A 19,346-nucleotide genomic window follows, 5' to 3' on the forward strand; every position below is an offset into this window, starting at 1 on the left:
AAAGTTTTTATATATTAGAAGTTTTATTAAATATGATAAGTGAATATTTTTAAATTTTTTTATATAATATCTTGAAAATTCATAATGGAATATATAAAATATGTAATTTAAAATAATTTTTCTAACAATTAATAATTCATTATATATAATTTTACTTTGTTATTCAATACATTACAATGGGATGAAGCTATGACAAAAAACATTAATACAGAAAACTTTCATAATTCTATAACTAGGCCTAATACAAAATTCAAAAAATCTCAAAGACTATTTAAATATGATAATTTAAGAGGATTCGCAATAATATTAGTTGTTTTTTTCCATGTACTAGATTCTTTTTTTCAATTTCCTTTTTACAGGCCTTTAGGTCAAATAACTTTAGTTATTGCAATGCCTCTTCTATTTTTCATAAGTGGTTATTTTTCTAAAGTAGATGAAAATACACAAATTAAAGCATTTAAAGGTCTTTTTATTCCATTTATTTTATTTTGCACACTTTGGATTGCTTTTTCTTTTTTTGTATTTGGCTCAAACTTACCTAAAACTCCTTACTTGGTCCCAGCTGCAGGACTTTGGTATTTAATAACTTTATTTTTTATGAGGTCTTTTTTACCAGTATTTACAAAAATAAAACATGTTTTTTGGATTATGGTTGCTCTTGCATTGTTAATTGGATTAATAAGTCTTAAATCTAATTTTTTAGGAATTCTTAAAGGACTTTATTATTTACCTATTTTTATGTTGGGATATTATTTTAGGAATTCTGATGATTATTTAAATTCAATTAATGTAAAACTTAAAAATATTTTATTAAAATTAAGAGATTTCATTATAAATAATAAATTATTGATTATTATATTTTTAGGATTGTTTTTATTAGCATTATCTTTTATATTCTCAGATTTTCCTAAAAACTTCTTTTCTTTTGAAAAAGGATATGTTCAATTAGATTTAGGCAAAAAAATTGGAATGTTAATGAGAACTTTAACTCTTTTTTCTAGTATCATAACTGTTATTTTATTAACCTATTTAATGCCAAATAAAAAAACTTTTTTAACAAAAATAGGGGTAAATTCTTTAGCCATTTATATTCTACATTTCTATTTTACAAGGTCGTTAAAGAATTTTTTCCTAGATTCTAGTTTAGGACAATTATTATTTACTAATCCTTATTTGGCATTTTTATATGTGACAATAGTAACTGCTTTTATAGTGTTTATATTATCTAGAGACATTGTAACAATATACATGAAAAAATTTATAGATTTCTTTGTCAATTTAGTAGTAAAGCCTAACTGAAAGGCTCGCAATAAATTTATATATTAACTTATAAATAATTATATTAATTATAATTTAATCAATATAACTAATTATAATTATATTTAATCATATTTATCATAAATAAGTATATAATTATAGTTTAAAATATTATATTTAATCATATTATATTTGATTATATTATAATAATCATATTTGTTAGTTTAGTTAGTGCTAAGTTGCAACTTTATTTTTTTATTAAGTTGGTTTTATGAAAAACAAATTAAATTTAAAAGAGTTTTCAGTTAAAAATGGATTACTTACAATTAATGTTGATAGTAATATTGATTATGATCCTGATGTTTTTGAACCTAAGTTAAAAATTTATTTTAATAATGGTAAACAGAATTTACTACTTCCTATATTACAACGTAAAAGGGCATATTTTTCTTTCAAAAATGAAGACTATGTAACATTTAATCATAAATTGATAATAAAAGAACTTTTCCCTGATAATAAGTGGGATACTATTAGAATATCATTATTTTTAATTTATGGTAATAAGAAAGTTGAAGAAATTCACATAGATCCTAATAATATTGGTTTAGTTAATTTAGATCATAATTATGATTTAAAATTTAGTGAGGACTCTACTTTTTATCTAAAAAGAGTTAAAAATTCACATAATAGAAATATGAAACATTCTACAAAAATGTTTTTTTCATATGTTATAAGAATTATATCTCTCGTGATTGCAATAATACTAATTCCTTTTTTTATTTTGGATGCTATATTTATAATGGCTAAAATACCTAATTTAAATTCTTCAGGAGGTTTATTATATTTAGAAGATCCAAATCCATTAAAAAGGGGTTTAAGACACATTTTATGGAGAATGTCACATTTTTCAAATATAGGAATTGAAAATAGCTTTATTATTTTTAAAAATAAAATGATTAATATAGGTTATCATCTTGTAAGAAAAGTTTCAAAAGAAAATAATAGGATAATGTTTGTTTCAGAAAGAGACATAAAACTTACTGGAAATCTTAAATTTATTCATGAAGAACTTCAAAAATATGATAACATTTCTATGGAGATTTCTACTTGTAATCAAAGTTTTCCAACAGCTTCTTTTAAACATAGAATAAAGACATATATTCAAATGGCTCAAGCAGATGTTATTTTGTTGGATGCTTATTTTAAAAAAATGAACTATTTTAATATCACTGACCAATATTTAATTCAAGTTTGGCATGCCTGTGGAGCATTTAAAACCTTTGGATTTTCACGCTTAGGAAAACCAGGAGCTCCAAAATTAAATGATACTGCTAATAGAAAATATGATAATGCTATTGTTTCAAGTTCTAGCATCATAGATTGTTATGCTGAAGCATTTGGTATTTCTAATGAAAAAGTTTTACCTTTAGGGGTTCCAAGAACAGACGTATTTTTTGATGATGATTATGCAAAATCAGCTAAAGAAAAATTTTATAATAGATACCCTCATTTAGAGAATAAGAAGATAATTCTTTTTGCTCCAACTTATAGAGGAGGAAACAGAAAAAATGGTTATTATCCTATAAATGCTTTTAACCCTGTTGAATTGTACAATGAACTAGGGGATGGATATGCAATATTAATGAAACATCATTTTTTTGTAAAGGATCATTTTAAAATTCCTAATGAATATAAAGATAATATAATCGATATAGATATTACAGAAGACATTAATGATTTGTTATTTATAACTGATATTTTGATCAGTGATTACTCTTCGGTAGTATTTGAGGCAGCATTATTAGACATTCCAATGCTATTTTATGCATTTGATTTAGAAAATTATATTTCTGAGCGTAGTTTTTATTATGAATATAAAACTTTTGTTCCAGGCAAAATTATATATTCTCAAGAAGGAATTGTAAATTCAATTAAAAATAATGATTTTGAAAATTATAAAATAAATAGCTTTAAATCTAAATTTTTTGATTATCTTGATGGTAAATCAACTGAAAGAATTGTTAATCTGATTTTTGAGAAATTAAATCAAAATAAATAGATAAAATAATTTTCATGATTTTTAGTTTAAGTAATAATGATTTTTTTATTTTTTTATTTTTCATTTTTTTATTTTTAAATTTTTTATTTTTTTTCTAATCTTTTTAAAAAACCCTTTTTTTGAACATTATGACTTTTTTTATTTTTTATATAAAATGGTGGTTTGTAAGTATATACTTCTTTTTGGGCAGAATATTTGATTCTTGATAATAATTCTTTTTGGTTAATACCATATTTTTCTGAGTATATTTGTTCAACAATTCCTCCCATTTCATTTTGTTTTTCTTTTTTTGCAATTTCAGGATTTGGATATTCTTTAGTAACATCTATCCTATTGTCTTTAAAAAATTTAATTAGTTTATTATAGTTAGTTTTAGAAGTTTGATTGAATTCGTTCCAATTAGAGTTTTCTACAATATTTTCAACTGATGTTTTATTATTTATATGATTAATGGATATTGAAGGAATTTTGTGGTAGTCAGCTATTTCTTGGGTTCTTGAGTCATGTATAATTAATGTTGCAGGTATTCGCGCGTTCAATGCAGCTATTGTTCCATGTAATCTTGTTCCAACTGCATACTCATAATTTTTTAATTCATTAATCCAACTTCTAGAGTTTATCGGAAAAATAGCCTTATTTTTGTTCAATATTTTCATGTAATAATCTCTTACATGCTCTCTTCCAATATCTTTTAAATCTTCTCCAAACAAGATTAGTCTTAAATCAACAATATCTTGCATGAAATATTTGTAATTTTTATATTTATTAATAGTCTTTTCTACAAAATTAGCATATTTTTTAACAGAAGGTGTTATATTCAGTGCTATTTTCGAATCATTATTAATTTCAGGAGGAGTTATATTGTATTCTGGACCGTTTAAATAAATTGATGGGCATCCTAAAACATTTATTTCATTTTCATCGAAACCTAGCCTGTTTAAATATTTAAAAGTTAATTCACCTCTAACACCCACTGATTTAGATTTTTCTAATATTGCCCTTACAAATTTTTCCATGGTTTCATTTGTTTTGGTATCGTTGAAGCTATTAACATCTAAACCAATACCAATTCCTAGTCCTAAAACACATAGTGGAATATCTAAATTCTTTATTAATGTTGTTATTCTTTTAACATGATTTATTTGTGTTGGTTTTAAAAAATCAGCAACAGGAAGCACAAATGCATCGAATTCACTATTTATTGTTTCAGCAACATTTTTTTTATAAGATTTTTTTGATCCAAGCAAATAGCTATCAACTGTTATAGAATTATCTGGAGTTGAAATTAGTTTATAAACAGAATCGGAAATTAAATAGAACCCTACATTATGTCCAAACATGCTTCTTTTTCTGTATGAAAATGTTGTTTCAGGTGAAAAACTTTCAAAATAATCCTTTCCTGCACGAATTAGAATATTTTTTATATATACCACCGTTTAATAAAATTTTAATAGCTTTAATTTTAATAGCTTTAATTTCAATAGTTTTAGTCCCGATAACTTTAATTTCAATTTTTTGTTATTTATATATTTAAATAATCATTTGCATTAAATTATTTTAATATACTTTTTTATCTTTTGAAAAAATTCTTTAATTTTTTTATAGAACTATTATCCTTGTTAATTGGAATTATTTTTTCATTTGCAATGAAAAATGGAGGCTTATATTCGCATTGTTTTTTATTTGCTAGGTAATCAATCCTAGATAAAAGCTCTTCATCGTTTATACCTGTACTTTTAGAATAAATCTGTCTAGGTATTTTTGGAATCTCAATTTCTTTTTCTTTTTCTTGAATAATAGGGTTTGGATATTCATTTACTGTATCAACTTTATTCTCTTTAAAGAAATTAATTAATTTTTTATAATTTTTTTCAGAAGAATTATTAAAGGCTTCCCAATTTGTGTTATTTGCAACTTCTTTTAAAGATGTATCTTTAGAAATATCTTCAATTTTTATATATGGTATTTTATGGTGATCTGCAATTTCTTGTGTTCTAGAATCATGAACAACTAATGTTGATGGGATTCTAGCATTTAATGACGCTATTGTTCCATGTAATCTTGTTCCAATTGAATAATCAAAATTTTCCAATTCATTAATCCAACTTCTAGAATCTATCGGAAAAATAGCTTTATTTTCTTTTAGTATTTTATTATAATAATTTCTTGGTTTTTGTCCACCAGGACCCCACTCTTCTCCATATAAAATTAATTTTAAGTCCCTAATATCTTGCATGAAATATTCATAATTTTTATAATTTTTAATAGTTTTATTTACAAAACTCCCATACTTTTTTACAAAAGGAGTTATATTCAGTGCTATTTTTGAATTTTTATTAATTTCTGGAGGTTTAATATTATATTCTGGACCGTTTAAATAGACTGATGGGCATCCTAAGACTTTTATTTGGTCTTCATTAAATCCCAATTTATTTAAATATTTAAAGGTTAGCTCACCTCTAACTCCTATTGAGTTAGATTTATCTAATATTGAAGAGATGAAATTTTTAACAACTTTGTCAGTTTTATCATGATTAAATTTACCTACTTCTAATCTAACACCGATTCCTAGCCCTAATACACATATAGGAATCTCCAAATTTTTTATCAACGAAGTTAATCTTTTCATATGTCCAATTTGTTTTGGTTTTAAAAAATCCGCAACAGGAAGCACAAATGCATCGAATTCATTATTTATAGTTTCGGCAACATTCTTTTTATAAGATTGTCTTGAACCAATCAAATAGCTATCTGGAGTTATAGATGTATTTGGTGTTGAAATTAGTTTATATACTGAATCAGAAATTAAATAAAATCCTACATTATGTCCAAAAGTACTACGATTTCTAAAAGACAATGTAGCTTCAGGAGAAATGTTTGTAAAATAATCTTTCCCTGCTCTAATTAAAATATTTTTCATTAAATTCATTCCCCATAAAATAAAAATAGAAAACTAAAGTTTATGCATATTGATTAAGACTTTATAATATTTTATTTTTTTATAATACTTTAGATTGTAAATTATGATAAGTAATTATAATATATAGGTGCCGGTATAAATACTTCACGAAGGTTGAATATGTATGTTCTGTTTTAATTGAAATGCTAGTGGATAGTTGGTTTTTATATTCTTTACTAATAATGGGTTTTATATATTATTTACAAATAATAGTAAAACTATTATATCAAATGTTGTTTGATGAGATAATATATGAACTTGTATTGAATAGATACTTTAATTTGTATTATACTTTAGTTATTTATCATATTAAATGTTTGAAAATTTATAATATAAATAGAAATTTATAATATAAATATCATTAATAGAAACTTATAAATTAGCATAAAATAATTTATATTAAGTAAACTATATATTTTTTATATAAAAAACTATACTTATATCAATAATTTTAATATATCTGTATTAATATATTCATATTAATGTTTTTAATGTATATTAAAATTTAAAATATTAGAATTATACAATATTATATTTTAAAAATATTGAAATTTTATAATAAATATTATATATTTTTATTATATTATATATCTTTATTAATTTTATCCAGCAATTTAATGAAACAGGAGATACTATGATATTTGCAGCTATATTAGCAGGTGGAACTGGAACTAGAATGGGAAACGTTGGAAAACCTAAACAATTTCTTTTATTAGGTGATAAACCAATTATAATACACACAATAGAGAAATTTTATATAAATCAAAATTTTGAAGGAATCATTGTTTTATGTCCAAAACAGTGGGTTAGTCATACAGAGGATCTTATATCAAAATATATTCCAGATTCAAAGTCAATAAAAGTAATTGAAGGTGGAAATCTTAGAAATGATACTATAATGAATGCAATTTTATATATTGAGAATAATTTTGACATAAATGAAGATTCGATTATTGTGACTCATGACTCTGTGAGACCTTTTTTAACTCATAGAATAATTGAGGAAAATATTAAATATACAAAGGAATATGGTGCTTGTGATACTGTAATTCCTGCTACAGATACTATTGTAAAAAGTGAAGATAATAAATTTATTAATAGTATTCCAAATAGAAAACATATGTATCAAGGACAAACACCACAATCATTCAAGATTAATAAATTAAAACAACTTTATAATAATATACCTAAAGAACAAAAAGAAATATTGACTGATGCTTGTAAAATATTCTCAATAAACAATGAGAAAGTATTTCTTGTTAAAGGGGAAATAACCAATATTAAAATCACTTACCCTTATGACTTAAGAGTTGCTAATTCTATTTTAAAATAATTCAGCACAGATTTAAACATTATTAAATTAAGAAATAATCAATTAATGAACAATATATGAATTTATATATTCTGAATTTTTAGAGTGAAATAATGATTAACATTATATATAAATTAGTTTCTCCAAAACTATTTGAGGAAGTTTATGATGAGGCAACTGATTTAGATAATAAAGTAGTTGTAAGGCCAACTCATTTATCAATATGTCAGGCTGATCAAAGATATTTTCAAGGAAATAGAGATCCTGAAACTTTAAATGAAAAATTACCTATGGCATTAATTCATGAAGGAATAGGAGAAGTAATTAATGACAATACTGGAACTTTTAATGAAGGAGATTTAGTTGTTATTATTCCAAATACTCCTACTGAAGAGGATGATATAATAGCTGAAAACTATTTGAGGTCAAGCAATTTCAGAGCTAGTGGTTTTGATGGATTTATGCAGGATTATATAATTTCTGATTCAGATAGACTTGTAAAAATATCAAAAGATATTAATAGAGAAGTAGCTTCATTTACAGAACTTATTAGTGTTAGTGTTCATTCAATTGATAGATTTTCTAATTTTTCACATAAAAGAAAAAAGATAATTGGAGTTTGGGGAGATGGAAATCTAGGATATATAACCTCTCTTTTACTTAAAATATTCTTTCCAGAATCCAAAATCATAGTATTTGGAAAAAACAATGAAAAACTAAATTTATTTACATTTGCCGATGAAACATTCAGAATAAATGAAGTTCCAGATGAAATAAAAATAGATCATGCATTTGAATGTGTGGGTGGAAGGGGTTCCCAACCAGCTATTAATCAAATAATAGATTTAATAAATCCTGAAGGAACAATATCTCTTTTAGGTGTTTCTGAATATGATGTACCAATGAATACAAGGATGATATTAGAGAAAGGATTACTTTTATTTGGAACAAGTAGAAGTGGTCGCAGTGATTTTATTAAAACAATTGAAATTTTTAAAGAACACCCAAAAATATTAAAATATTTGGAGAATATTATAAATGATATTATTGAAATTAGAACTCTTAATGATATTAATCTAGCTTTTGAAAAAGATTTTAATTCTAGCTTTGGAAAAACTGTTTTAATTTGGAATAAATAGCATTTTTCTTATATGAATTCAATATTGTATTCCTAAATATTAAAAGTTAATAACTATTTAGTAGATATAATAAAACAAACTAAAATTATATATTTTTATTATATGAATGTTAGAATATGCTAAAAAATTCTATAATTAATTTAAGTTTATAATTAAGTTTATTAATTAATATAACTATTAAAATTTATAATTTAAATAGCTACTAAAATTCATAATTTAAAACTTATTTTAGAATATATAAATTAAATACTATATTTGCTATATATTTTAAATACTATACTTATCAATATTTTAAATACTATATTTATCAAATTAAATTAATATAACATTAATTGTTTAATCATTAATAAAATATTAAATTGTTTAATCATTAATAAAAACATCTTAAATATCATTAAATTTTCTTGATTGGAGTTAATCTATGGCTTTTGGAAATATTATGGATAATAGATTCATTCAAAACTTTATGAAGTACAGATATTTACTGTATGAGCTTGTTAAAAAGAGTGTGAAGTTAGAGTATAGAAGATCGTTTTTAGGTGTTTTTTGGATTTTTTTAAGTCCATTACTATATACAATAGTTTTGAGTATAGTATTCTCTACATTTCTAGGAAAATCTGTTGAAAATTACCCAGTCTATCTTTTATGTGGTAGATTAGCATTTGACTTCTTTTCAGGAGGATCGAAAGCGGCTTTAAGGTCATTAAAAAAAGCCACTATTATTAAAAGAATTTATGTCCCAAAATATATTTATCCATTAGCTAGTGTTCTTGGAAAATATGTTACTTTTATAATGTCTTTAATAGTTTTAGCTCTACTTGTAATTGTTACAGGTGTTGTATTAACTTGGCATATCTTTTTTGTGATAATACCTTTTGCACTTTTATTTTTCATGACATTAGGTGTTGGATTAACTCTTGCTACTATTGTAATGTTCTTTAGAGATGTTCAACATTTCTGGGGAGTTTTTACAACCTTACTTATGTGGGGTAGTGCATTATTTTATCCAGTATCAGTTGTTCCAGAAAAATATCAATTTATTTTTGATTATAATCCTTTGTTTCAAGTAATTGACATGATTAGAAGATCTGTAATATATGGTCAGGCATATGATCCATTTCAAGTTTTTTATGTTCTTGGAGTTACTATATTTTTCCTAACAATTGGAATTATCCTTTTATATAAATATCAGGATAAATTTATACTATATATCTAGGTGATAATTTGAGTGATAAGGTTATTACTGTAAATGATGTTTCAGTAAGATTTAATCTAAAAAAACAAGGTAAAATTAGTTTAAAAAATTATTTTAAAAACCTTAAAAATAGAGAGCTAATGTTTCAAGAGTTTTGGGCACTTCAGAATATTACTTTTGATGTAAATAAGGGTGATAGACTAGCTATTTTAGGTTTAAATGGTGCAGGAAAAAGTACTTTACTTAAAGTAATTGCTGGTGTTATGAAACCAAGTAAAGGGTCTGTTGAAACAAAAGGTAGGGTAGTACCTCTTTTGGAATTAAGTTCTGGTTTTGATAAAAGATATACTGGCCGCGAAAATATATTTTTAAGAGGAGCTACTTTGGGATTTTCTACAAAATACATGGAGGAACGTTTTGATGAAATTGTTGATTTTGCTGAAATAAGGAAATTTTTGAATGTTCCTGTTTCAAATTATTCTTCTGGAATGAGAGCAAGATTAGGGTTTTCAATTTCTACTATGGTTAATCCAGACATTCTCATATTAGATGAAGTTCTTTCGGTTGGTGATGCTAAATTTAGAAAGAAAAGTTTTAAAAAGATGATGGGGATGATTGAAAATAAGGATACTACTGTTCTTTTTGTTTCTCATTCAATAAAACAGGTAGAAAAATTATGTAATAAAGCAATACTTCTGGAAAACGGTAATTTAAAAATGTCTGGGGATGTAAAAGAAGTTGTGAAAGTTTATAAAGAAAAATATTAGATAATATAGAAATATTAGATGATTACAAGGTTAAAAAATGAATTTTAATTATAAATTATTTGCTATTATATTTAATATTTTTAACTTTTTTCCAATTAAAAAAGATGAAATTTCATTTATAATAGAAGGTAATTCATTTGATGGTAATTTAAAATATATTAAAAAAGAATTAGATACTAGGGGCTATTTTAAATATAATTTCATTTATAAGGACAAATTTTCTTTTAATAACATTAAATCCTTTAAATTTTTTTTTGAAATGATCTTCTTTTTATTAGAATTTTTCATTATTAAAACATATAAATTAGCTAAATCTAAATATATATTTCTGAATGATAATTTTTTTCCTATGGCATATATGAATTTTAGTGAAGATACTCTTGTTATACAACTTTGGCATGCTCCTGGTGCTTTTAAAAAATTTGGGTTCGAAATATTAGATGATAATAACATTAAAAATTTATTTAAATTAATCGGACCTAAAATTGATTATTTATTTGTTAGTTCTAATAATCTTTCTAAAATTTATCAAAAAGCTTTTTGTGTTGATGAAAATAAAATATTAGCTCTTGGAACTCCTAGAATAGATTATTATTTTAATAAAAATAATAATAATTCTGAAAATATTATGAAAATTAAGAATAAATTTGAAAAAGCTTATCCTGAGATTAAAGGTAAAAAAATAGTATTGTATGCTCCTACTTTTAGAACAAATAAAGAATTAAATGACAATATTTCTAACCATTTCAATGGTAATCTTTTTCAAAGAGAATTAGGGGATAAATATTGTCTTTTTTTTAAATCACATCCTAAATTCAATATTTCTAAGATTGATAATTCTATTGATGTAAGTGAATATGAAAATCTACAAGAATTATTATTAATTTCAGATATTTTAATCACAGATTATTCATCAGTAATGATAGAATATTCTATACTTTCTAAACCAATTATTTTTTATCCTTTTGATTTAGATTATTATTCTAATAATGAAAGAGGATTTTATTTTGATTATAATAATGTTCCTGGTCCCATAGCTAAAAATACTAAGGATATTATCAATATAATCCAAAATAATCATTTTGATATGGGTAAAATTGATAGTTTTTCAAATAAAAACCATGAATATTTAGATGATAAATCTTCTAAAAGGATTATTGACTATTTATTTGGAAAAGATAACTGATCTATTAATTTATTTTTTCAATTCATTTCATTTATATAATATTCAATTAATATTCAATTAAGTATTTTATTTAAATAATTAAATAATTAAATAATATTTAAATAATCTGAAATTCAATATTATAAATTATAAAAACTAATTAATTTGATAATATAGATAAACTAAACAATTTAAAATAATTTATTGATAGTGTACTTATGAATCCGAAAATCCAAATTGATGAATTGAGTATTTTGGATAACATTTTAAATTTATCTTTAAAAATAGAATTTAAAAGTCCAACTGAATATAATCCCTATCTAGAAATTATTTTTTCTAATTCAATTGAAAATAGAAGAATTCCTTTTAAAATTAGGGGCTTTTTTAGAGACAATATTTCTAATAATTGTTTTATATTAGCTAGTGAAACTTTTGAAATAAACCATATTTTTTGGAATAAGGATTTTATCGATGATATAAATATTAGCATTAGTTTAATATATGGAAATGATTTCATTGAAGAATTTTTAATAGATAAAACAAATTCTAACTTTAATTTTACATTAAAAGATAATGATTATGATCCAAAAATAGAGAATAATTTATTAAAACTTGAAGCTAGAAAAGATATACTAAAAAAAAAGCTGAATAATAGAAATAAGTTTACTTATAAATCAATAAGCTTTTTGGAAAGTTTTTTTTTATTCATACTTTCTATTCTAGCATTTCCTATTTTTTTTCTTGATGGATTTTTAGCTTCTAAAGGCTTAAAAAATAAATCTCCATTTTATTTAAAAGGAAGAAATACTTTTAAGTCAATATTACTTCATATAAATTGGAAAACTTTAAATTTTTCTGGATTTATATATGGTAAAAGATCATTTAAGATAGCTATAATGAAATTTTTATATATTTTCTTTAGAACGAAAAAAATTAAAGAAAACAAAATATTGTTTTTATCTGAAAGAAGAAATGATTTATCTGGAAATTTTGAATTTATATTCGATATTTTTAAAACTAATGATAAATTAGAGATATCAAAATTCTTAATTGATAAAAAAATAAAGGATTTAAGCTTTTCTGAAATGATTACTTTTGTTAATTCAATATCTACTTCTAAAATTATTCTTTTAGATGATTTTTATCCTAATATCCATAATTTCAAATTAAAAAAAGGTATTAAGCTTTTCCAACTATGGCATGCAGTTGGAGCATTTAAAACATTTGGTTTTTCAAGATTAGGGAAGTTTGGTGCAGCTAATCAGGATTCTCCAAACCATCGAAGCTATGATTATGCAATTGTCAGCTCAAAAAATATAAAAAGATTTTATAGTGAAGGTTTTGGTATTTCTGATGAAAAAGTCATAGTTACAGGGATTCCGAGAACAGATATATTCTTTGATGAAGAATATGGGGAGAAGATTATAAATAAAATTTATAGAGAACACCCTATTTTAAAAAATAAGAAAGTTATTTTATTTGCCCCTACTTTTAGAGGAGAAGGTAAAGATGATGCTTATTATCCAAAGGATAAATTTAATATTGAGACTTTTTTTGATTTATTAGGAGATATCGATAAAGATGAAGATGATTATTTATCCAATTGCATTTTAATAGTAAAACATCATCCTTTTATAAAAGAAAAAATGAATATTCCAAAGAAATACAAAGATCAGGTATTGGATTTATCAAGATATACAGAAATAAACGATTTATTGTTCATCACAGATCTTTTAATTACAGACTACTCCTCAGTTATCTTTGAAGCATCAATCTTAAATATTCCAATGCTATTTTATTCATATGATCTAGAAGAATATTCTAAAGATAGGGGATTTTATTTTGATTATAGAATTTTTGTTCCAGGAAAAATAGTTTTTAATCTTAAAGACTTAGTTAAAGCGATTTATCATAATGATTTTGAAACATTTAAAGTTCAAAAATTCAAAAATATGTTTTTCAATGATTTTGATGGTAAATCTTCACATAGAGTAGCTAATCTAATTTTAAAACTACTCAATAATGAATTTAATAATAAATAACTAATAATAACTAAAAATAATATTAAAAAGATAATAATAAAAAAATCAATAATAAACAAATATAAAAATATTAAATTAGAAAATGAATTAATATTAAAATTTAAAATAGTTTAATTTATTTTTGGAATGAGAATATATGGAAAAAATGCTAATTCGTTGTGGAACCTCTCCTTTAGATAATTTTAATCCTTCAAAAATGATTGTTAGAAATTCTATTGGTAATAATATTGGTAATTTAGTATATCAATTTTCAATATTTAGGGCATTGCTTAAAAAGGATGTTTCTCTAGTTTCTGATTATTATGGTGTTGATCGTGGATATATAACCTCAGCAAACTCTAAAAAAATTAATAAAAATTATTCTGCTTATATTTGTCCAATGGCAAATTCTTTTCGAGATAATTTTATTAAAAAGTTAAATAGATTCACAGAACTCTTTAAAAGCTTAGATATTCCTATTATTATTCCGGGTATTGGTCTTAGTGCAGATTTAAAAAGTGATGGATATGAAAATTTCTCATTTGACCAAGATGTTATTAATTTTGTGGAAAGTATAACTGAAAACGGAAATATAGTAGGGGTTAGAGGTAATGTAACTGGAAACTATCTTTCAAATTTAGGCTTCACTAAAAAAGAATTCATGGTTATTGGTTGTCCTTCAATGTTCACTTTTGGCAATCATTTAAAAATCAAAGATTTTATAATTGATGAAAATTCTAAAATATCTTTAAATTCTGCTCCATATGGTCATTTAATTGAAGAAATTATTTCAAAAACTATGAATGACTTTTCAAATTATTATTTTATTCCTCAAACTAAAAGTGAGCTAAAATTATGCTATTTAGGAAAACCTTCTTTAAAATTTAAAAATCATAATTATCCTACAAATATGGAATCAGATTCTTATAAAAATAACCGTGTTAAAGTGCCAATAAGTGTTTATACATGGATTAAATTTTTAAAATCTGTTGATTTAAGCTTTGGAGCAAGGTTACATGGAAATATCATGGCGGCCATTTCTGGAACACCAAGTATAATGATTGTTAAAGATGCTCGTATGAAAGATGTATCTGAATATCATGATTTAACAAGGATATATAAAGAGGACCTTAATGAGTTAAATTCTATACAGGATATTATAGATAATGTTAATTTCAAATCCCCTCTGAAGAATCATGAAAAACTTTTTAAAAATTATTTAAAGTTTTGGAAGAAAAATAATATAAAAACTGTTTTTGATCAAGATATAAATGTTAAAAGAGTTTATATAGATAAATTTATTGAAAAGATTCCTTATATGCCTCCTGTAGAAACTATTTCAAACCTTGAAAAAGAAGAATTTAATAATCGCATTAAAGAATATAGGTCTGAAAAAAAGATATGGAAAAATAAAAAATATCAAATTAAAAAGAAAAATGAATTTGAACAGATTAAATCTATGAAGATAGGCAAAAATAAAATATCAAAATTAATTAATTTTTATAAAAAATATAATTATTAGGATGTATTATTTAATATGGAATATAATAATTATTAGTAGATGTTTAATATGGAATATAATACTAATAATATTAATATCAATAATATTAAGAAATATTAATATTAATAATATTAGGAAATTTAATATTAATAATTTGTCAACTTCTAATTCACTGATTTTAATTATTTTATTAAAACTTTTAAATAAATTTGATATTTTATTTTTAAATAATAAAAGATTTATATATGTTTTAAGTTAATATATTTATAATTATATTTATTTTTTATTTTTTTCAGAGTAAAGGGCTATTTAATAGCTATTTTTATGATTCGTCATGTTAAACAATTTAATATATATTTGGGAGGCATTAAGATTAATTATAGATTTTCAATAATTTTGCCAGCTTATAATGTAGAAAATCATATTAGGGATACTTTAAATTCTTTAGTTAATCAATCTTTTCAAGATTTTGAAGTTATTCTCGTCAACGATGGTTCCACTGATTCAACTCAGAACATAATTGATGAATATTGTAATAAATATTCTAATTTTAAATATATTTATCAAGAAAATCAAGGTGTAGCTGTTGCTCGTAATAATGCATTGAAACTAGTAACTGGAGAATATATTGGATTTTTAGATCCTGATGGGGATCTTTTTTTTGAAGAAGCTCTTTATAATATTAATGAGACTATAAAATTTCATAAATCACAAAATACGATTCCTGATCTGATTATTGGTCCTCAAACTTCTTTTGATACATGGTCAAGAAGAGAATATAAAAATGCTAAAATACTTTCTCACTTAGATAATATTCTTCCTCATGATGAAAAAATAATTTGGACTATGTTGATACTAAATAAAATGTTTAGGAGAGAAAAACTCATTGAAACTGGAGTTAAAATGCCTCTTTTAACTCATTCTAGTGATGCTGGCTTTTTTTTCTCCTATCTATATCAGTGTGATAAAATTGTAGGTTGCCCTCACAATTTTTTATTATATAAAAAGAGATTATTCTCTGATGATTCTTCACTTTCACAAGATTCAAATTTAGATTCTGTTAATTCTTACTATAAATCTTATAAAATCATTTTAAACGCTTTCCAAGAGTATTGTGATAAATATAAGATTGAATTAATTAAACAAGGGAGAGAAAATGAATTAACGGGATTTAACAGATATATGTTGAATTATATTGATACTTTAAGATATAAAGAGTGCACAGCCTTATTTATAAAAATAACATACAGATTTTTTTGGAAAAGTGATGATAAAACATTGAAGAGAGTTAAAGAAATAATTGATGAGCTAAAAGAAGATATGTTTCCTCCAACTTGGGAGAAATGTATAAAAAGTAATAATGATTTAGATCTTAATAATTTGATTACTAGTCATAAAGAAATGGCTAAAAACCCAATAATTTCAATTGTTTTAGGCAACTTAAAAGTAGATTCAAATAAAGATTCAGACATTAATAACTTTAATATTAATAAAATTTCTTTAAATAGAATTATTCATAATATTTATAATTCTCATTTTCCGGCATTTGAATTAATAGTTCCTAATGAATTTAAATCAATCTTAGATGATAATGTAATTAATAAAGAAAATATTAAGTTTATTGAGTCTGACTATAGTCATGATTTTAAAAACAGGGCCATTGAATTATCTAAAGGAAAATATATGTTTTTTATTGAGGAAAATATTCTATTTTCTCCAAACTTATTTAAAAAAATGTTTGATAAGATTAATGGAAACGATTATAATTGGGTTATGGATCCAATGTGTTCTGTTATAGAAGACAAATTCTCAAATAATGATACTTATAATATCAATAAATTTTCTAAAAGAGAATTAATAAATTCTAATACAGAATATGATTGTTTTTTATCGGATAAACTATTTAATAAGGAATTTTTAAAAAATAATGATTTTAAGTTTTCTAATGATATTCGAGTAGATATTAAAAGGTTGTATGAAATTGGCAAATATAAAAAAATAAATGAAAATTTTATTTTAACAAATAATGAATACCTAAAAGCTCCTTTCATATCTTTAATTATTGATAATATGGATATATCTAATGAAAATTTCAATAAGCTACTTGAATCAATTTATACTCAGAATTTTAATTCTTTTGATGTTATTTTAAATGGAAAATTGAAATCTAAAGTTAATGAAGAATTTTTAGAAAAGTCAAACTTATCTATTTTAGAAACTGTTGAAAAATTTAACTTTAAAAAAATAGCCATAGAAAGGTCTAAATCAAAGTATGGATTTTTCATCGATGTTCCACTATATTTGGGTTCAAATTCATTAAAAAATCTTTTCTTTAATATTGAAAAAAAACAAAATATTAAAAGATCAGATAAAAATGGATACGCGTTTACATCTTCTCCTTTTTATTATTTTAATGATAATGATGGCGATAAAAAATTAATAAAAATTTTTTCTTCAAATTTATTAGCTTATACCTACAAAGATTTAAATTATTCTTCTTATAAGTCAAAGTTCATGATTTTTGATCTCTATTTATCAAATAAACTTTTTAATTTAGATATATTAAAGGAAAATAATATACATTTTGAAAATTCCTATGAAGATGTTTTAAATTTATACAAAAACTTCAAATTCTCTAAAATTAATCAAAAATCTATATTAACTTCTCTAAATCAGAAAAATCTTTTTAAATCAGGTTTTAACAATGGAAAAATACCTTTTTTAATTAATTTTCAATATTATATTCATAAGCTTATATTCATTATAATTATTTTAAGAAGAAATTTAAAAAACATTGCTAATTAAATATTATAAATAATACTACTATTAAAATTAAACAATTTTAATAGTATAATATTAAAGATAATAATATTTATTATAAATTTTGTTATTAAAGTTATTATTATAGTATCAATTATTATAGTATCTATTATATTTATTATTAAAAATATCTACAGGTGAATTTATGGAAATTTCTGTTGTTATTCCTAATTATAATGGTAATAAATTTCTTAAAGGATGTTTAGATTCATTAAAAGAAGAAAAAATTCATAAATTGCAAATTATTCTTGTTGATAATGCTTCTGTAGATAATTCAATAGAAATTTTTAAATCATATTTCGAAAAAAACAATGAAAATATCGAATATCATTTAATAGCTAATAATTCTAATCTTGGATTTTCTAAAGCTGTAAATCAAGGAATTGAATTAGTTGTAAATCGTGGAAGTGAATATGTTTGTTTATTGAATAATGATGTTGAAATTGATTCTAACTTTTTCAATAGACTATTTAATACTATAAATAATGATAAAAAGATTTTTAGTGTAAGTTCTAAGATGCTACAATATGATAACCCGGACTTAATTGATGATGCTGGTGATGAATATACTTTACTTGGTTGGACGAAAAAGTCAGGTGATGGGTTAGATAAATCAATAACAAGATATTCAAAGCCACGAGAAATATTTAGTAGCTGTGCAGGGGCTGCATTATATAGAACATCAATTTTCAATGAAATTGGATATTTTGATGAGAATTTTTTTGCATATATGGAAGATGTAGATATTGGGTATAGAGCTAGAATATTTGGATACAAAAATGTTTATTCTCCTGATGCTATTGTATATCATATTGGAAGTGGGTCAAGTGGAAGTAGGTATAATGAGTTTAAAATACCTTTAGCTGCTCGTAATAACATATGGGTTATATATAAGAATATGCCTTGGCCTCAAATACTATTAAATATAGGATTTTTAGCTATTGGATTTTTAATAAAATATATTTTTTTCATCAGGAAAGGTTATGGAGATTTATACCTAAAAGGATTAAAAGAAGGAATAAAAAATAGAAATAAAATAAAAAAAACAGAATTTAAAAGGAATAACTTAAAAAATTATTTTAAAATTCAATGGAGACTAATAATCAATACATTTAAACTTATTTACAAATAATTATAGAATTATTCTAATT

Annotated in this window: 13 protein-coding genes; 11 read left to right on the forward strand and 2 right to left on the reverse strand. The window is 22.9% G+C overall.

Annotated features, from left to right (window positions below; all coding sequences use genetic code 11):
- The first annotated feature begins 189 nt into the window (after window positions 1-189).
- Window positions 190-1,299, forward strand: a complete 1,110-nt coding sequence (locus MBBAR_RS02055) for an acyltransferase family protein (RefSeq protein ID WP_080459622.1) — start codon at window positions 190-192, stop codon at window positions 1,297-1,299.
- Window positions 1,300-1,528: 229 nt separating this feature from the next.
- On the forward strand, window positions 1,529-3,316 hold the full coding sequence (locus MBBAR_RS02060; RefSeq protein WP_080459623.1) for a CDP-glycerol glycerophosphotransferase family protein: 1,788 nt from the start codon (window positions 1,529-1,531) through the stop codon (window positions 3,314-3,316).
- An 83-nt stretch (window positions 3,317-3,399) separates the two neighbouring features.
- Here MBBAR_RS02060 and MBBAR_RS02065 read toward each other — a convergent pair whose 3' ends face one another.
- Window positions 3,400-4,749, reverse strand: coding sequence for a polysaccharide pyruvyl transferase family protein (locus MBBAR_RS02065; RefSeq protein WP_143746099.1), 1,350 nt, complete (start codon window positions 4,747-4,749; stop codon window positions 3,400-3,402).
- 137 nt (window positions 4,750-4,886) lie between these two features.
- Entirely contained in the window at window positions 4,887-6,236 is a 1,350-nt protein-coding gene (locus MBBAR_RS02070) for a polysaccharide pyruvyl transferase family protein (protein WP_158082502.1), read from the reverse strand.
- 673 nt (window positions 6,237-6,909) lie between these two features.
- Between MBBAR_RS02070 and MBBAR_RS02075 the strand changes: the two genes are divergently transcribed.
- The 9 genes from MBBAR_RS02075 to MBBAR_RS02115 all read left to right on the forward strand — a co-directional run bounded on the left by MBBAR_RS02075 (window position 6,910) and on the right by MBBAR_RS02115 (window position 19,327).
- Window positions 6,910-7,608 carry an IspD/TarI family cytidylyltransferase gene (locus tag MBBAR_RS02075; RefSeq protein ID WP_080459626.1) on the forward strand — a complete coding sequence of 233 codons (699 nt, stop codon included), beginning with the start codon at window positions 6,910-6,912 and terminating at the stop codon, window positions 7,606-7,608.
- A gap of 92 nt (window positions 7,609-7,700) precedes the next feature.
- Window positions 7,701-8,726, forward strand: coding sequence for an alcohol dehydrogenase catalytic domain-containing protein (locus tag MBBAR_RS02080; protein WP_080459627.1), 1,026 nt, complete (start codon window positions 7,701-7,703; stop codon window positions 8,724-8,726).
- Between the two features lie 421 nt (window positions 8,727-9,147).
- On the forward strand, window positions 9,148-9,942 hold the full coding sequence (locus tag MBBAR_RS02085) for an ABC transporter permease (protein ID WP_080459628.1): 795 nt from the start codon (window positions 9,148-9,150) through the stop codon (window positions 9,940-9,942).
- Between the two features lie 8 nt (window positions 9,943-9,950).
- Window positions 9,951-10,688: an ABC transporter ATP-binding protein gene (locus tag MBBAR_RS02090; protein WP_080459629.1), complete on the forward strand. Its 738-nt coding sequence runs from the start codon at window positions 9,951-9,953 to the stop codon at window positions 10,686-10,688.
- Between the two features lie 37 nt (window positions 10,689-10,725).
- On the forward strand, window positions 10,726-11,874 hold the full coding sequence (locus MBBAR_RS02095) for a CDP-glycerol glycerophosphotransferase family protein (protein WP_080459630.1): 1,149 nt from the start codon (window positions 10,726-10,728) through the stop codon (window positions 11,872-11,874).
- 197 nt (window positions 11,875-12,071) lie between these two features.
- Window positions 12,072-13,895, forward strand: coding sequence for a CDP-glycerol glycerophosphotransferase family protein (locus MBBAR_RS02100; protein ID WP_080459631.1), 1,824 nt, complete (start codon window positions 12,072-12,074; stop codon window positions 13,893-13,895).
- Between the two features lie 136 nt (window positions 13,896-14,031).
- On the forward strand, window positions 14,032-15,396 hold the full coding sequence (locus MBBAR_RS02105; protein WP_080459632.1) for a polysaccharide pyruvyl transferase family protein: 1,365 nt from the start codon (window positions 14,032-14,034) through the stop codon (window positions 15,394-15,396).
- 303 nt (window positions 15,397-15,699) lie between these two features.
- A complete protein-coding gene (locus MBBAR_RS02110) occupies window positions 15,700-18,180 on the forward strand; it encodes a glycosyltransferase family 2 protein (RefSeq protein WP_080459633.1) in 2,481 nt (826 codons plus the stop codon).
- 160 nt (window positions 18,181-18,340) lie between these two features.
- A complete protein-coding gene (locus MBBAR_RS02115; protein ID WP_080459634.1) occupies window positions 18,341-19,327 on the forward strand; it encodes a glycosyltransferase family 2 protein in 987 nt (328 codons plus the stop codon).
- Window positions 19,328-19,346: the final 19 nt, after the last annotated feature.

It is taken from the genome of Methanobrevibacter arboriphilus JCM 13429 = DSM 1125 (assembly GCF_002072215.1).
Classification (GTDB): domain Archaea; phylum Methanobacteriota; class Methanobacteria; order Methanobacteriales; family Methanobacteriaceae; genus Methanobinarius; species Methanobinarius arboriphilicus.

What these genes read in the sequence shown, in the direction of transcription:
- MBBAR_RS02055 (WP_080459622.1), top strand. Translation starts at nt 190, where the DNA reads ATGACAAAAAACATTAATACAGAAAACTTTCATAATTCTATAACTAGG.
- MBBAR_RS02060 (WP_080459623.1), top strand. Translation starts at nt 1,529, where the DNA reads ATGAAAAACAAATTAAATTTAAAAGAGTTTTCAGTTAAAAATGGATTA.
- MBBAR_RS02070 (WP_158082502.1), bottom strand. Translation starts at nt 6,236, where the DNA reads ATGAAAAATATTTTAATTAGAGCAGGGAAAGATTATTTTACAAACATT.
- MBBAR_RS02075 (WP_080459626.1), top strand. Translation starts at nt 6,910, where the DNA reads ATGATATTTGCAGCTATATTAGCAGGTGGAACTGGAACTAGAATGGGA.
- MBBAR_RS02080 (WP_080459627.1), top strand. Translation starts at nt 7,701, where the DNA reads ATGATTAACATTATATATAAATTAGTTTCTCCAAAACTATTTGAGGAA.
- MBBAR_RS02085 (WP_080459628.1), top strand. Translation starts at nt 9,148, where the DNA reads ATGGCTTTTGGAAATATTATGGATAATAGATTCATTCAAAACTTTATG.
- MBBAR_RS02095 (WP_080459630.1), top strand. Translation starts at nt 10,726, where the DNA reads ATGAATTTTAATTATAAATTATTTGCTATTATATTTAATATTTTTAAC.
- MBBAR_RS02100 (WP_080459631.1), top strand. Translation starts at nt 12,072, where the DNA reads ATGAATCCGAAAATCCAAATTGATGAATTGAGTATTTTGGATAACATT.
- MBBAR_RS02105 (WP_080459632.1), top strand. Translation starts at nt 14,032, where the DNA reads ATGGAAAAAATGCTAATTCGTTGTGGAACCTCTCCTTTAGATAATTTT.
- MBBAR_RS02110 (WP_080459633.1), top strand. Translation starts at nt 15,700, where the DNA reads ATGATTCGTCATGTTAAACAATTTAATATATATTTGGGAGGCATTAAG.
- MBBAR_RS02115 (WP_080459634.1), top strand. Translation starts at nt 18,341, where the DNA reads ATGGAAATTTCTGTTGTTATTCCTAATTATAATGGTAATAAATTTCTT.